At 62.5% G+C, this 14,622-nt stretch carries 13 protein-coding genes; 5 read left to right on the top strand and 8 right to left on the bottom strand.

Annotation, left to right across the window (positions count from 1 at the left end):
- Nucleotides 1–3 precede the first annotated feature (3 nt).
- The 3 genes from ACZ9A3_RS23440 to ACZ9A3_RS23450 form a co-directional block, all read right to left on the bottom strand.
- Nucleotides 4–2,292, bottom strand: coding sequence for an ABC transporter permease subunit (locus ACZ9A3_RS23440; protein ID WP_045199513.1), 2,289 nt, complete (start codon nt 2,290–2,292; stop codon nt 4–6).
- 139 nt (nt 2,293–2,431) lie between these two features.
- Complete coding sequence (locus ACZ9A3_RS23445; protein WP_045199510.1) at nt 2,432–3,430, bottom strand: phosphate ABC transporter substrate-binding protein PstS; 999 nt, start codon at nt 3,428–3,430, stop codon at nt 2,432–2,434.
- A gap of 161 nt (nt 3,431–3,591) precedes the next feature.
- Entirely contained in the window at nt 3,592–4,881 is a 1,290-nt protein-coding gene (locus ACZ9A3_RS23450) for an MFS transporter (protein ID WP_045199508.1), read from the bottom strand.
- A gap of 373 nt (nt 4,882–5,254) precedes the next feature.
- On the opposite strand from ACZ9A3_RS23450, the gene ACZ9A3_RS23455 reads away from it, so the two are divergent.
- Both ACZ9A3_RS23455 and ACZ9A3_RS23460 read left to right on the top strand, forming a co-directional pair.
- Entirely contained in the window at nt 5,255–5,656 is a 402-nt protein-coding gene (locus tag ACZ9A3_RS23455) for an acyl-CoA thioesterase (protein ID WP_009402429.1), read from the top strand.
- 72 nt (nt 5,657–5,728) lie between these two features.
- A complete protein-coding gene (locus ACZ9A3_RS23460; protein ID WP_476253167.1) occupies nt 5,729–6,625 on the top strand; it encodes a D-hexose-6-phosphate mutarotase in 897 nt (298 codons plus the stop codon).
- A gap of 65 nt (nt 6,626–6,690) precedes the next feature.
- On the opposite strand, the gene ACZ9A3_RS23465 is transcribed toward ACZ9A3_RS23460, so the two are convergent.
- The 5 genes from ACZ9A3_RS23465 to ACZ9A3_RS23485 form a co-directional block, all read right to left on the bottom strand.
- A complete protein-coding gene (locus ACZ9A3_RS23465) occupies nt 6,691–7,224 on the bottom strand; it encodes a DUF3299 domain-containing protein (protein WP_045199652.1) in 534 nt (177 codons plus the stop codon).
- A gap of 50 nt (nt 7,225–7,274) precedes the next feature.
- Nucleotides 7,275–7,523, bottom strand: coding sequence for a GlsB/YeaQ/YmgE family stress response membrane protein (locus ACZ9A3_RS23470; protein ID WP_045199503.1), 249 nt, complete (start codon nt 7,521–7,523; stop codon nt 7,275–7,277).
- Nucleotides 7,524–7,616: 93 nt separating this feature from the next.
- Nucleotides 7,617–8,699, bottom strand: a complete 1,083-nt coding sequence (locus ACZ9A3_RS23475; RefSeq protein ID WP_093377936.1) for a 5-(carboxyamino)imidazole ribonucleotide synthase — start codon at nt 8,697–8,699, stop codon at nt 7,617–7,619.
- 10 nt (nt 8,700–8,709) lie between these two features.
- Entirely contained in the window at nt 8,710–9,201 is a 492-nt protein-coding gene (purE, locus tag ACZ9A3_RS23480) for a 5-(carboxyamino)imidazole ribonucleotide mutase (protein WP_038615995.1), read from the bottom strand.
- 202 nt (nt 9,202–9,403) lie between these two features.
- Nucleotides 9,404–10,312, bottom strand: coding sequence for a LysR substrate-binding domain-containing protein (locus ACZ9A3_RS23485; protein WP_045199499.1), 909 nt, complete (start codon nt 10,310–10,312; stop codon nt 9,404–9,406).
- Between the two features lie 177 nt (nt 10,313–10,489).
- On the opposite strand from ACZ9A3_RS23485, the gene aspA reads away from it, so the two are divergent.
- The 3 genes from aspA (at nt 10,490) to ACZ9A3_RS23500 (ending at nt 14,602) form a co-directional block, all read left to right on the top strand.
- Nucleotides 10,490–11,914 (top strand): aspartate ammonia-lyase, encoded by a 1,425-nt coding sequence (aspA, locus tag ACZ9A3_RS23490; RefSeq protein ID WP_045199650.1) that lies wholly within the window; start codon nt 10,490–10,492, stop codon nt 11,912–11,914.
- Nucleotides 11,915–12,136: 222 nt separating this feature from the next.
- Nucleotides 12,137–13,546 carry an alanine/glycine:cation symporter family protein gene (locus ACZ9A3_RS23495; protein ID WP_045199497.1) on the top strand — a complete coding sequence of 470 codons (1,410 nt, stop codon included), beginning with the start codon at nt 12,137–12,139 and terminating at the stop codon, nt 13,544–13,546.
- A 63-nt stretch (nt 13,547–13,609) separates the two neighbouring features.
- Nucleotides 13,610–14,602: an asparaginase gene (locus tag ACZ9A3_RS23500; protein ID WP_476253168.1), complete on the top strand. Its 993-nt coding sequence runs from the start codon at nt 13,610–13,612 to the stop codon at nt 14,600–14,602.
- The last annotated feature ends 20 nt before the right edge of the window (nt 14,603–14,622 follow it).

A 14,622-nucleotide genomic window follows, 5' to 3' on the forward strand; every position in this document is an offset into this window, starting at 1 on the left:
CTATCAAAGCGACGAGTATTTCTTGCGCAGACGCTGGCGAATCAGCTCGGCCAAGGTGTTCATCACGAAGGTGAACATCAGCAGCACCAGCGCGGCGAGGAACAGCACGCGGTAGTGACTGCCACCGACTTCCGACTCGGGCATCTCCACCGCAACGTTGGCCGCCAGGGTGCGCATACCTTCGAACAGGTTCATTTCCATGACCGGGGTGTTGCCGGTGGCCATCAGCACGATCATGGTTTCACCCACCGCGCGGCCCATGCCGATCATCAACGCCGAGAAGATCCCCGGGCTTGCGGTCAGGATGACCACGCGGGTCAGGGTCTGCCATGGCGTGGCACCGAGTGCCAGCGAACCCAGGGTCAGGCTGCGCGGCACGCTGAACACGGCGTCTTCGGCGATCGAGTAGATGTTCGGGATCACCGCAAAACCCATGGCGATACCGACCACCAGGGCGTTGCGCTGGTCGTAGGTGATACCCAGGTCGTTGGTAATCCACAGGCGCATGTCGCCGTCGAAGAACCAGGTCTCGATGAACGGGCTCATGTACAGGGCGAACCAGCCGGTGAAGAGGATCACCGGGATCAGGATCGCCGCTTCCCAGCCATCCGGAACCCGCAGGCGCAGCGACTCGGGCAGGCGGCTCCAGGCGAAGCCGGCGACCAGGATGCCCAGCGGCATCAACAGGAACAGGCTGAACACACCCGGCAGGTGGCCTTCAAGGAACGGCGCCAGGAACAGGCCGGCGAAGAAGCCGAGAATCACCGTCGGCATCGCCTCCATCAGTTCGATCACCGGCTTGACCTTGCGGCGCATGCCCGGGGCCATGAAGTAGGCGGTGTAGATGGCGGCGGCAATGGCCAGCGGCGCAGCGAGGATCATCGCGTAGAACGCGGCCTTCAAGGTACCGAAGGTCAGCGGCGACAGGCTCAGCTTGGGTTCGAAGTCGGTGTTCGAGGCGGTCGACTGCCAGACATACTTGGGCTCGTCGTAGTTCTCGTACCAGACCTTGCTCCACAGCGCGCTCCAGGACACTTCCGGGTGCGGGTTCTTCAGGGTCAGCGGCAGCAGCTTGCCGCCTTCTTCGATGATGATGCGGTTGGCCCGTGGCGACAGCGCCAGAATGCCCGCGCCTTCAGCGGCCGGCTCGACCAGCAGGGTACGGTGCGCGGTGCTGTGGAACACGCCGAGCTTGCCGTCAGCGTCGAGGGCAACGAAGCCCTTGCGGCGCTCTTCGGCATCGATCTGCACCACCGGCGCCTTGCCCATCTGGAACTCGCGAATGCGCTTGAAGCGCTGCTCGCCATCCGGGTCGCGGGCCATGAACCACTGGGCCAGGCCACCCTTGGAGTCACCGATGATCAGCGAGATACCACCCACCAGCTGAGTGCTGGCGGTGACTTCGGCATTGCCGTCGTCAAGCAGCTTGTAGCGGCCGTTGAGGCTCTTGTCGCGCAGGCTGAAAACGTCAGCCTGGGCACGACCGTTGATCACATACAACCACTGCTGGCGCGGGTCGATGAAAATGGCTTTGACCGCTTCGGTCATCTGCGGCAGCTCGATACGGCTCTGCTCGCTGGTGACTTCGCCGGTCATCATGTTCTCTTCGCGGCTCAGCGACACCACCTGCAGGTGCGCACCGGTGGAACCGGCCACCACCAGGGTCTCGCCATTGACGTTGAGGCTGACATGCTCCAGCGCCCGGCCCTGGTCATCCAGGGCGAAGGGCTCCTGGCCATAGGGGTAGTCGATGGCCGGAGTGATGGTTTTCTTGTTGTCCGGGTAGGTGATCTTGTAGCTATGACTGAACACCAGCGCCTGGCCATTGGACAGGCCCAGCACCACCAGCGGGTTACCCGGCTGATCGGCACCGATCGAGGTCACCTGGGTGCCAGCCGGCACCGGCAGTTCGACGCGCTTGAGCTCGGCACCGCTCTTGGTGTCGAAGAACAGCGCCTGGCCCTTGTCGGAAACCCGCATGCCGACCAGGTTCTGCTCTTCCAGGGCGATCATCAGCGGCTTGCCGGCGTCCTGCTGCAGCCAGGTAGGCTCCAGAGCCTTCTTGCTGGTCAGGGTAGCGCCCTGGAACAGCGGTACGACCACATAGGCCAGGTAGAAGAAGATCAGGGTAATGGCTGCCAGCACGGCAAGCCCGCCCACCAGTACATACCAGCGGGTCAGGCGATCCTTGAGCGCACGCATGCGCCGCTTGCGTTGCAGTTCGGGCGTATTGAAGTCAATCCGCACGGGGGGAGAATTTTGGGTCATGGTGGAGTTGGCCAGATCATTCATGCGCACACCCTAGCGGTCCCGTATGACAAAAACATGACAATGCAGTGACGCAAAAAAGCCCGCCGCGCAGATACCCCTGGCAGCGGACTCGCAATGAGTGGCGAGACCGGGACAAAACCCGCCCCCGCCGGTCCTTCAGTTACTTCTTCGCAACGTTGCCGTTGTGATTCAGGCCCAGGTCAGCCAGGGCTTTATCAACCACTTTGGCTGGCAGCGGGATGTAACCATCCTTCACCACCACTTGCTGGCCGGCTTGCGACAGCACCAGCTTGACGAACTCGGCTTCCAGCGGGGCCAGAGGCTTGTTCGGCGCCTTGTTGACGTAGACGTAGAGGAAGCGCGACAGCGGGTAGGTGCCGTTCAGGGCGTTGGCTTCGTTGTCTTCAACGAAGGCACCGCCTTCTTTCTTGGCCAGGGCTACAGTCTTGACGCTGGCGGTTTTGTAGCCGATGCCCGAGTAACCGATGCCGTTCAGCGAGCTGCTGATCGACTGCACGACCGAAGCCGAGCCAGGTTGTTCGTTGACGTTAGGCTTGAAGTCGCCTTTGCACAGGGCTTCTTCCTTGAAGTAGCCGTAGGTGCCGGACACCGAGTTACGGCCGAACAGCTGCACTGGCTTGTTGGCCAGGTCGCCGGTCACGCCCAGGTCACCCCAGGTTTTCACGTCGGCCTTGGCGCCGCACAGGCGGGTCGAAGAGAAGATTGCATCGACCTGGGCCATGGTCAGGCCTTTGATCGGGTTGTCCTTGTGTACGAATACGGCCAGGGCGTCGACGGCAACCGGGATGGCGGTTGGCTTGTAGCCGTACTTCTGTTCGAAGGCCTGCAGCTCGACGTCCTTCATCTTGCGGCTCATCGGGCCGAGGTTGGCGGTGCCTTCAGTCAGCGCGGGTGGCGCGGTGGAGGAGCCGGCAGCCTGAATCTGGATGTTGACGTTCGGATATTCCTTTTTGTAGGCCTCGGCCCACAGGGTCATGAGGTTGGCCAGGGTATCGGAACCGACGCTGGAGAGGTTGCCCGACACACCGGTGGTCTTGGTGTAGGTCGGAATAGCAGGGTCAACAGCGGCAACCGCATTGGCGGTGGCAACGCCAGCGGCGACGAAAGTCAGGGCCGCCATCAAACGCTTCAGTTTCATGCCTTGCTCCTAGCAGGAATTGGGGTGAGATGGATCGGGCCCAAGTATCTGCAGGCCGTATGACTACTCTATGAATCGAATGTGACAATTAGATGAAAGGCCATCACCGGCGAGCGGTGATGGCCTTTTCAAAATGTTGCGAGGTTTGATTTAGAGCGGTTTCAGCGCTTTTTCGCGGTCAGATAAATACCCACCAGCAGACCAATGGTGCAGATACCAGCAACGTAATAAGCCGGCGCCATCGGGCTGAACTTGAGCATCGCGGTGACGGCCATCGGCGTCAGGCCGCCGAAGATCGCGTAGGCCAGGTTGTAGGAAAACGACAGGCCACTGAACCGAACTACCGGCGGGAAGGCTTTAACCATGACATACGGCACGGCGCCGACGATGCCGACACACAAGCCGGTCAAGGCATACAACGGGAACAGCCACTCGGGGTGGGTAGGCAGCGTGTGATAAAAGGTCCAGGAGGTCACCAGCAGCGCCAGGCTGCCAACAATGAACACCCGCCCGGCGCCAAAACGGTCGGCCAGCGCGCCGGTGCCGATGCAACCGAGGCTGAGCAGGACGATGGCCAGGCTGTTGGCCTTCAGCGAATCGGTCGGACTGACCTGATAAAGGCTCTGCAGCAGCGCCGGGGTCATCAGGATCACCACGACAATGCCGGCCGACAGCAGCCAGGTCAGCAGCATCGACAGCACGATGGCGCCACGGTGGTCGCGCAATACCGCGCGCAGCGGCACTTCTTCGGCCAGCGCCTTGCGCGCCTGCATCTCGGCAAACACCGGGGTTTCGTGCAGCCAGCGGCGCAGATAGACCGCGAACAAGCCAAACACGCCGCCGAGCAGGAACGGAATACGCCAGGCGTAATCGGCCACTTCCTGCTGGCTGTAAACCGTGTTGATCAGCGTCGCCACCAGCGAACCGAGCAGAATCCCGGCAGTCAGCCCCGCCGTCAGCGTGCCGCAAGCGTACCCGGTGTTGCGCGCCGGCACGTGCTCGGAGACGAACACCCAGGCGCCCGGCACTTCACCGCCAATCGCCGCGCCCTGGATCACCCGCATCACCAGCAACAGGATCGGAGCCCACAGGCCGATCTGCGCGTAGGTCGGCAGCAAGCCCATGATCAGGGTCGGCACCGCCATCATGAAAATGCTCAGAGTGAACATCTTCTTGCGCCCCAGCAGGTCGCCGAAGTGGGCCATGACGATGCCGCCCAGCGGCCGCGCCAGGTAGCCGGCGGCAAAGATGCCAAACGTTTGCATCAAACGCAGCCATTCAGGCATTTCGGCGGGAAAGAACAGCTTGCCGACCACCGTGGCGAAGAACACGAAGATGATGAAATCGTAGAACTCCAGCGCACCGCCCAGGGCGGAAAGCGACAAGGTCTTGTAGTCACTGCGGGTCAGCGGCCTCGAAGGCTGCGCGATACTGCCGGGCACGGAGGTCATAGGTCTCTCTTGTTTGGCATTTCTTATTGGGGGTGCAGGCCGCCTGGCACGCGGGTTTGGGCCTGGGCAGCCTGGAAAGATAGCAAATTGGCAGAAAAAGCACATAGCAGTACAAATTCAATACAAGTATTCATGACTGCATGGTCGTCGCTGCGCTTTCGGCTCTATATACTGGCCGCTTGTAGGAAAGGGTTGCGCCTTCTGAAGGATGTTGTGCGAAAACGCCGCTAGGTATGCTTAGTCGGTTTCGCAGAGTTTCCCTTCGCCGCCTGGCAAAGCGAAAGCAGCGTAGAATAGTTGTGCTGAATCGTTTTTCGAGGCGTCTGTCATAGCGCCAACCAACGAAGCGTCATGGGTCAGAGGCACCCCCGGCATGATTGAACTCGAACAAGAAGATCCTATCCCGCAAGGCGACCTGGCCTTGCAGATCACCGCATTGCCCCGTGAAACCAACGGTTTCGGCGATATCTTCGGCGGCTGGCTGGTCGCCCAGATGGACCTGGCCGGTACCGCCATGGCCAGTCGCGTTGCCGGTGGCCGGGTAGCTACCGTGGCCATCGATCGCATGGCATTCCTGGTGCCGGTGGCAGTCGGCGCGCAATTGTCCTTCTATACCCAGACCCTGGAAATCGGCCGCAGCTCGATCCAGATGATGGTCGAGGTGTGGAGCGACGACCCGCTGTCCAGCGAGTGGCGCAAGGTGACCGAAGCGGTATTCGTGTTCGTCGCCATCGACGGCAGCGGGCGCACCCGCTCGGTTCCTCCTCGTCGCTGAGACCGCTGCGCGGTAAACTCGAAGGTATGCAAGCGGTCCAAGGCCGTACGGCAAACCTACGAGATAAAGCGCATGTCCACACCCAAGGTCGAATCCGAAAAGCACGGCGAGCTCAATTGCTGGCGCATCACCAGCGACACGGCTGAATTGCTGGTCGCCCAGCAAGGCGCGCAGGTGCTCAGCTATCAGCGGCTCGGCGAGCCACCTTTGCTGTGGCTCAGCGAACAGGCCATCTTCAGGCAGGGCAAGTCCGTGCGCGCCGGGGCTCCGGTGTGCTGGCCTTGGTTTGGCATTTTCAAGCGCAACCCCGATGCCGTGCAGGCCATGTATCGCGCTGAAGACGGCCCGGCCCATGGCCTGGTGCGCGGTCGTGACTGGCAATTGCTGGGCATCGCCGTGAAGGACGGCAATGTAACAATCGAATTCACCCTGCCAGAGGCCAAAGGCGACCTGCCCGGCTGGCCACACATCGTTGAGCTCAAGCTGACCATCGTCATGGGCGAACAGCTGAGCATCACCCTCTCCAGCTATAACCTCGACAACGTCCCGGTCACCCTCAGCCAGGCGCTGCACAGCTACTTCGCGGTCAGCGATGTGCGCGAGGTCCAGGTCGAAGGTGTCGATGGTCTGAACTACATCGAAACCCTGGCCAACTGGGAGCAGCGCCAGCAGCAAGGCGCGCTGGGGTTTGCCGGTGAAACCGACCGCATTTATCTGCAGGCGCCCGAGCAACTGAGCATCGTCGACCCGGCCTGGAATCGTCGCGTGGTGATAACGGCCCAGGGTTCGCGTACGGCTGTGATCTGGAACCCCTGGACCGAGCGTGCCGCTGAGTTGCCGGACATGGCCGACGATGGCTGGCAGCGCATGCTCTGCATCGAGACCGCGAACGTGTGGGACGATGTGGTGACACTGGCGCCTAGGGCAACCCATTCGCTGAGTCTGAAAATCGATAGCGAACAGCTCTAGATCACTATCGCGGGGCAAGCCCGCTCCCACAGTATCCGGTGGGAGCGGGCTTGCCCCGCGATCATTCAAAGATCGGCGTCTTCCACCACCCGCACCTTGGCTGCATCCATTGCATAGGCCGCATCCGCCAGGTCATTGCTGACCGTCTCCACCTTCAACGTACCGTTGACCCACAGCGGCGTGTAGATATCGTCGAGCTTCAAGCCCTTGGGATAGCGCACCAACACCAGCTGGTTCGGTGGCGGTGGCGGTACGTGGATGCAGGCGCCGGGGTAAGGCACCAGGAAAAACAGCGTGCTGTTGCCTTTGGCGTCGGTTTCCAGCGGCACCGGATACCCGCCCAGGCGGATGTGCTTGCCATTCATGGCGGCCACGGTCTTGGTCGAATACATCACCGCCGGCAAGCCCTTGCTCTGCTTGAGGCCACCCTTTTCGCTGAAGGTGCCCATGGCTTCCGGGGAGTTGTGGTCGATTTCGGGCATCTGCTCGAGGGCTTTCTGGTCCGACTTGGGCATCAGCTCCAGCCAGTCGGTTTCCGGCAACTCAGCCCGGGCCAGGCCGCTCAGCAGCAACAGAGAAAGCAGTAATACACGGCGCATGAAAAAGCTCGGCAACGAAGGAATTCGGTGCCGAGCATTCTAGCCTGCCGTCAGCTCTTTTTGACGACCAGCCCGTAGATCACCAACAGGATAATCGCGCCCACCAGCGCGCCGAGGAAACCTGCACCCTCTCCAGCCTGATAGATGCCCAGCGCCTGGCCGCCGTAGGTCGCGGCGAGCGAACCGGCAATGCCCAGCAGAATGGTCATGATCCAGCCCATGCTGTCGTCGCCAGGCTTTAGAAAACGTGCCAGCAGACCGACGATCAGGCCGATGAAGATGGTTCCGATGATACCCATGGCAATCCCTCTGAGTTGAATGGCGCATGCCAAAGCCTAGTCAGCGCTTTGGCATCCTGCCATCAGAGGGACAGCGGGGCGGGAAGGTTCCCTTCAGCCCTTGATCAGGGCTTCGACTTGCTGGATTTTTTGCTCCAGGGTCGTCAGGTCGTCGCAGCGCAGAGTGGCGTGGCCAACCTTGCGACCGACCTTGAAGGCCTTGCCGTAGTGGTGCAGGTGGCATTCGTCGATGGCGATCACCTGGTCGACTGCCGGCACTTCGCCGATGAAGTTGAGCATGGCGCTTTCGCCGACCTTGGCGGTCGAACCCAGCGGCAGGCCGGCAACGGCGCGCAGGTGGTTCTCAAACTGGCTGCACTCGGCGCCTTCGATGGTCCAGTGCCCGGAATTGTGCACCCGCGGGGCGATCTCGTTGGCTTTAAGGCCGCCATCGACTTCGAAGAACTCGAAGGCCAGCACACCGACGTAGTCGAGCTGCTTGAGCACGCGACCGGCGTAGTCTTCGGCCAGGCCCTGCAGCAGGTGGTCTTCGCTGGCCACCGACAAACGCAGGATGCCGTTCTCGTGGGTGTTGTGCACCAGCGGGTAGAAGCGGGTTTCGCCATCGCGTGCACGCACGGCGATCAGCGACACTTCGCCGGTGAACGGCACGAAGCCTTCGAGCAGGCACGGCACGCTGCCCAGTTCGGCGAAAGTACCCACAACATCTGCGGCAGTTCGCAGCACTTTCTGACCTTTGCCGTCATAACCCAGGGTGCGGGTCTTGAGCACGGCAGGCAGGCCGATGCTGGCAACGGCGGCCTCCAGGTCGGCTTGCGACTGGATATCGGCGAAGGCCGGGGTGGGAATGCCCAGGTCCTTGAACATGCTCTTTTCGAACCAGCGATCGCGGGCGATACGCAGCGACTCGGCGCTCGGGTAGACCGGCACGAACTGCGAAAGGAAGGCCACGGTTTCTGCCGGGACGCTTTCGAACTCGAAGGTCACCAGGTCAACTTCGTCGGCCAACTGCCGCAGGTGGTCCTGGTCACCGTAATCGGCGCGCAGGTGCTCGCCCAGGGGCGCCGCGCAGGCGTCCGGAGCCGGGTCGAGGAAAGCGAAGTTCATGCCCAGCGGAGTACCTGCCAGGGCCAACATGCGGCCCAGCTGGCCGCCACCGATTACACCGATTTTCATGCTTTTGACCTCAAGCCTGGCGCGGATCTGGATTGTCCAGAACGTTGTCTGTCTGCTCAGCGCGGAACTGTTTGAGCACAGTGTGGAACTGCGGGTGCTTGGCGCCGAGGATGCTCGCCGAGAGCAGCGCGGCGTTGATCGCGCCAGCCTTGCCGATCGCCAGGGTGGCAACCGGAATGCCGGCCGGCATCTGCACGATCGACAGCAGCGAATCGACACCCGAGAGCATCGACGACTGCACCGGTACGCCCAGCACCGGCAGGTGGGTCTTGGCCGCGCACATGCCTGGCAGGTGGGCAGCGCCACCGGCGCCGGCGATGATCACCTCGATGCCACGGCCTTCGGCCTCTTCGGCATACTGGAACAGCAGGTCCGGGGTACGGTGGGCAGAGACCACCTTGACCTCGTAGGGAATGCCGAGTTTTTCCAGCATATCGGCGGTGTGGCTAAGGGTGGACCAATCGGACTTGGAGCCCATGATCACGCCAACCAGTGCACTCATCGTCGAGCCTCTTCTCTTGGGCGCCCGCAGGCGCGTCAAAAAACAACAAGCCACGCGGGGACAACCGGCGTGGCTTGTTATACGAATTAGGGCCGGGTGAAACCGACCGAAGGCCGCGCAGTATATCGCAAAGCGGTGCGCTTAATGCACTCCGACGACCAACTGTCGGCCTTATTTTTCGGGGCTTTGGCTGACTTTCGGGTCAAGCCGGCGTCGCCGGCCCACCCTCCAGCTTGCGCCACAGCAGGCGCACGTTGGCCTTGCGCACCAGGGCGCAGCGATACAGGCGGATTTCCAGCGGTACGTGCCACTGGCTACCGCCGCAAATCACCAGCTCACCGCGTTCAAGTTCGGCCCGCGCCGACAGCCTCGGCACCCAGGCGATGCCCAGGCCTTCGAGGGCCATGCTCTTGAGGCTGTCGGCCATCGCCGTTTCATAGACAGTGGTAAAGCGCAGGTTGCGCTGGCGCAGCAGCAGATTGACCGAACGCCCAAGGAACGCCCCGGCGCTGTAAGCCAGCAATGGCACACTGCCCTCGCCTTCCAGGTCGAACAGCGGCTTGCCGTCGGCATCGGCGGCGCACACGGGCAGCATTTCAGTGTGGCCCAGGTGCAACGAGGGGAAGATCTCCGCATCCATCTGCAAGGCGGCATCGGGGTCGTAGAACGCCAGCATCAGATCACAACCGCCTTCGCGCAGGGCATGCACAGCGTCGCCGACGTTGGTCGCGACCAAACGCGTGGCGATGTTCAGGCCGTCGTTGCGCAACTGCGCGATCCAGCGCGGAAAGAACCCCAGCGCCAGCGAGTGCGCCGCCGACACCTGGATCACCTCGCCCTGCCCGCCTTCCAGGTGATGCAGATGGCGCAACACCTCGCCCAGCTGATCGACCACCGTACGCGCCGTCACCAAAAACAATTGCCCCGCCGCCGTCAGCTCGATCGGCGTGCGCGAGCGGTTGACCAGGGTCAGCCCCAATGCCGCTTCCAGGCTGCGAATGCGTCGGCTGAAGGCCGGCTGGGTGACAAAGCGGCGCTCGGCGGCCTGGGAAAAGCTGCGGGTGGCGGCCAGGGCACTGAAATCTTCCAGCCATTTGCTCTCAAGGTTCATGGGCTCTCCAGGCATGCACCAAAATTGAACACGCTCGATCGGCAGTTGGCGTCACATCAACCCGTATGCCGTTTGTGCATAGGTTAGCGTGCAACAGCATTGGCCGCAAAATCGGCGCGGGCCTAGGATTGGCGCCATTCCGGCATGTGCCGGGTCAAAATCGAGATGATATCCATCATGTCCGCTGCTGCATCGTTCCGTGTCGAAAAAGATCTGCTTGGCACCCTCGAAGTTCCTGCCGATGCCTACTACGGTATCCAGACTCTGCGTGCTGCCAACAACTTCCACCTCTCCGGCGTTCCGCTGTCGCACTACCCTAAACTGGTTGTGGCCCTGGCCATGGTCAAACAGGCTGCTGCTGACGCCAACCGCGAGCTGGGTCACCTGAGCGATGCCAAGCACGCTGCCATCAGCGAGGCTTGCGCCCGTCTGATCCGCGGCGACTACCACGAGCAGTTCGTGGTCGACATGATTCAAGGCGGTGCTGGTACTTCTACCAACATGAACGCCAACGAGGTGATCGCCAACATCGCGCTGGAGGCCATGGGCCACCAGAAGGGCGAGTACAAGTACCTGCACCCGAACAACGACGTGAACATGGCGCAGTCGACCAACGACGCCTACCCGACTGCGATCCGCCTGGGTCTGCTGCTGGGTCACGATGCCCTGCTGGCCAGCCTCGACAGCCTGATCCAGGCCTTCGCTGCCAAAGGCCAGGAATTCGACCACGTACTGAAGATGGGCCGTACCCAGCTGCAGGACGCCGTGCCGATGACCCTGGGCCAGGAATTCCGCGCCTTCGCCACCACCATGACCGAAGACCTCAACCGTCTGCGTTCGCTGGCGCCAGAGCTGCTGACTGAAATCAACCTGGGTGGTACCGCCATCGGTACCGGCATCAACGCCGACCCTGGCTACCAGCTCTTGGCCGTTCAGCGCCTGGCCACCATCAGCGGCCAGCCGCTGGTCCCGGCTGCCGACCTGATCGAAGCCACCTCGGACATGGGCGCCTTCGTCCTGTTCTCGGGCATGCTCAAGCGCACCGCGGTCAAGCTGTCGAAGATCTGCAACGACCTGCGCCTGCTGTCCAGCGGCCCACGTACCGGCATCAACGAAATCAACCTGCCAGCGCGTCAGCCAGGCAGCTCGATCATGCCAGGCAAGGTCAACCCGGTAATCCCGGAAGCGGTCAACCAGGTGGCCTTCGCCATCATGGGTAACGACCTGGCCCTGACCGTCGCCGCCGAAGGTGGCCAGCTGCAGCTGAACGTCATGGAGCCGCTGATCGCCTACAAGATCTTCGACTCGATCCGCCTGCTGCAACGCGCCATGGACATGCTGCGCGAGCACTGCATCGTCGGCATCACCGCCAACGAACAGCGCTGCCGTGAACTGGTCGAGCACTCGATCGGCCTGGTCACCGCCCTGAACCCGTACATCGGCTACGAAAACGCCACCCGTATCGCTGCCATCGCCCTGGAAAGCGGCCGTGGCGTTCTGGAACTGGTCCGCGAGGAAGGCCTGCTGGACGAAGAGATGCTCAACGACATCCTGCGTCCGGAAAACATGATTGCTCCGCGTCTGGTGCCGCTCAAGGCGTAACCGATGCTGTAACACGCTCACCAGGTCGAGGGACTAGACACCTCTCACCTTTTGAGGGCCCAGGGATCATTCCCCGGGCCCTTTTTTTATGCCCTTTCAGATGGCATATCCGCCACGCCAAGGCAGACGCGCGGCGCTCGCATCGGTATAGTGCCCGCCCTCTTGCGTGCCAGCACCCTGGCGCTACACGCAGCAAAAGTCATCAAAAGCGAGGAACACTCCATGCTTGAAGTCATCAACGACTTCCTCTCGGGCAAGGTACTGATCGTGCTCATTGTCGGTCTGGGCAGTTACTTCACGATCCGCTCGCGTTTCGTTCAGTTGCGGTACTTCACCCACATGTTCGCGGTGTTTCGCGACAGCCTGCGCAGCAGCAGCGAGCAACTGAGCTCGTTCCAGGCGCTGATGCTCAGCCTGGCCGGTCGGGTCGGTGCCGGTAACATTGCCGGGGTCGGTATCGCCGTGACCCTTGGCGGCCCCGGTGCGGTGTTCTGGATGTGGGTGACCGCGCTGGTCGGCATGTCCAGCAGCTTCATCGAATGCACCCTCGGCCAGCTGTACAAGCGTTGCGACAGCGAAGGCCAGTACCGCGGCGGCCCGTCGTATTACATCGAGCACGGCCTGGGCAAACGCTGGCTGGGCATGGTCATGGCCTTCCTGCTGCTGGTGACCTTCGGTTTCGCCTTCAACGGCCTGCAAGCCCACGCCGTGACCCACTCGCTGAACAACGCCTTCCAGTTCGACACCACCTACACCGGCATCGCCCTGGCGGTGCTGCTGGGCCTGGTGTTCATCGGCGGCATCAAGCGCATCGCCGCCGTTGCCGACCTGCTGGTACCGGTCAAGACCCTGGCCTACATTGCCGTGACCCTGTACGTGATCGTGCTGCAGTTCGACCAGGTGCCGGACATGCTGATGACCATCGTCAAGAGCGCCTTCGGCCTCGATCAGGCCTTCGGTGGCCTGGTTGGCAGCGCCATCATCATGGGCGTCAAACGTGGCGTGTTCGCCAACGAAGCCGGCCTTGGCAGCGCACCCAACGTCGCCGCCGTGGCCGAAGTCGACCACCCGATTGCCCAGGGCGTGGTCCAGGCGTTCTCGGTGTTCCTCGACACCTTCATTATCTGCACCTGCACCGCCTTGCTGATCCTGCTGTCGGGCTTCTACACCCCGGGCTTCGAAGGCGACGGCATTGCCCTGACCCAGAACTCGCTGGCGGCGGTGGTCGGTGACTGGGGGCGGATCTTCATCAGCGTCGCCCTGGCGCTGTTTGTGTTCACCTCGATCCTCTACAACTACTACCTGGGCGAGAGCAACCTGCGCTTTCTGGTCGGTGACAACCGCAAAGCCCTGATCGGCTACCGCGCCCTGGTGTTGCTGCTGATCTTCTGGGGCGCGGTGCAGAACCTGGGCACGGTGTTCGCGTTCGCCGACATCACCATGACCTGCCTGGCCTTCGTCAACCTGATCGCCCTGGCCCTGCTGTTCAAGGTAGCCATGCGCGTACTGCGCGATTACGACGACCAGCGCGCAGCCGGGATAAAAACGCCGGTGTTCGATTCGGCCAAGTTCGCCGACCTCGACCTGGATACCAACGCCTGGCCTGCCAAGGTCGAAGACACCAAGCGCTGACAGCCAGCCCGGTGTTCGCGTACTGTGGTCGGCTTACCCCAAGCCGACCACGGAGACAGGCGAATGGCAATTGCGCAACCGGCCCGCAACATCATGGTGCTGTACACCGGCGGCACCATCGGCATGCAAGCCAGCGCCAACGGCCTGGCTCCGGCGTCCGGCTTCGAACAGCGGATGCGCGCGCAACTGGCCGGCCAGGCCGGCATTCCCACCTGGCAGTTCCGTGAACTGCTGCCGCTGATCGACAGCGCCAACATGACCCCGCAGTACTGGCAGCGCCTGCGTGCGGCGATCATCGACGCCGTCGACAGCCAAGGTTGCGATGCCGTGCTGGTATTGCATGGCACCGATACCCTGGCCTACAGCGCCGCCGCCATGAGCTTCCAGCTGCTGGGCTTGCAGGCCCCAGTGCTGTTCACCGGCTCGATGCTGCCGGCCGGGGTCGCCGACAGCGATGCCTGGGAGAACCTCACCGGCGCATTGCAGGCCCTGGCCACCGGCGTCGCGCCGGGTGTGCAGCTGTATTTTCACGGAGAGTTGCTGGCCCCGCACCGTACCGCCAAGGTCCGCAGCTTTGGCCGGCATCCGTTCGTTACCCTCAAGCGCTTTGCCGGCGCTGACGCAACGATGCCCGGGCCTGCAGCGCTCGATTATCGCCAGCCCAAGCAAGTCGCCAATGTCGCCGTTCTGCCTCTGGTGCCGGGGATCGGCGCGCCAATGGTGCAGGCCGCGCTCGCCAGCGGTGCCCAGGGCTTGATCCTGGAATGCTTTGGCAGTGGCACCGGCCCCTCCGACAACCCCGACTTTCTCGCCGCTCTGGCCGAGGCTCAGGCAAGCGGTGTGGTCGTGGTCGCCATCACCCAGTGCCATGAAGGCGGGGTCGAACTGGATGTCTATGAGGCCGGCAGCCGCTTGCGTCAGGCCGGCGTGCTGTCGGGTGGCGGCATGACCCGCGAAGCGTTGCTTGGCAAGTTGCAGTTGCTGCTGGGCAGCGGCTTGCCGGTTGGCGAGGTAAGGCACCTGGTGGAGCAGGACCTTTGCGGGGAATTGCTGTAAGCGGCTCAAGGCATACAAAT

Source organism: Pseudomonas sp. TE4620 (assembly GCF_056279045.1).

Bases quoted from the DNA above. Each gene is read 5' to 3' on its own strand.
- ACZ9A3_RS23440 (WP_045199513.1), bottom strand. From the start codon at position 2,292: ATGAATGATCTGGCCAACTCCACCATGACCCAAAATTCTCCCCCCGTG.
- ACZ9A3_RS23445 (WP_045199510.1), bottom strand. From the start codon at position 3,430: ATGAAACTGAAGCGTTTGATGGCGGCCCTGACTTTCGTCGCCGCTGGC.
- ACZ9A3_RS23450 (WP_045199508.1), bottom strand. From the start codon at position 4,881: ATGACCTCCGTGCCCGGCAGTATCGCGCAGCCTTCGAGGCCGCTGACC.
- ACZ9A3_RS23455 (WP_009402429.1), top strand. From the start codon at position 5,255: ATGATTGAACTCGAACAAGAAGATCCTATCCCGCAAGGCGACCTGGCC.
- ACZ9A3_RS23460 (WP_476253167.1), top strand. From the start codon at position 5,729: ATGTCCACACCCAAGGTCGAATCCGAAAAGCACGGCGAGCTCAATTGC.
- ACZ9A3_RS23465 (WP_045199652.1), bottom strand. From the start codon at position 7,224: ATGCGCCGTGTATTACTGCTTTCTCTGTTGCTGCTGAGCGGCCTGGCC.
- ACZ9A3_RS23470 (WP_045199503.1), bottom strand. From the start codon at position 7,523: ATGGGTATCATCGGAACCATCTTCATCGGCCTGATCGTCGGTCTGCTG.
- ACZ9A3_RS23475 (WP_093377936.1), bottom strand. From the start codon at position 8,699: ATGAAAATCGGTGTAATCGGTGGCGGCCAGCTGGGCCGCATGTTGGCC.
- purE (WP_038615995.1), bottom strand. From the start codon at position 9,201: ATGAGTGCACTGGTTGGCGTGATCATGGGCTCCAAGTCCGATTGGTCC.
- ACZ9A3_RS23485 (WP_045199499.1), bottom strand. From the start codon at position 10,312: ATGAACCTTGAGAGCAAATGGCTGGAAGATTTCAGTGCCCTGGCCGCC.
- aspA (WP_045199650.1), top strand. From the start codon at position 10,490: ATGTCCGCTGCTGCATCGTTCCGTGTCGAAAAAGATCTGCTTGGCACC.
- ACZ9A3_RS23495 (WP_045199497.1), top strand. From the start codon at position 12,137: ATGCTTGAAGTCATCAACGACTTCCTCTCGGGCAAGGTACTGATCGTG.
- ACZ9A3_RS23500 (WP_476253168.1), top strand. From the start codon at position 13,610: ATGGCAATTGCGCAACCGGCCCGCAACATCATGGTGCTGTACACCGGC.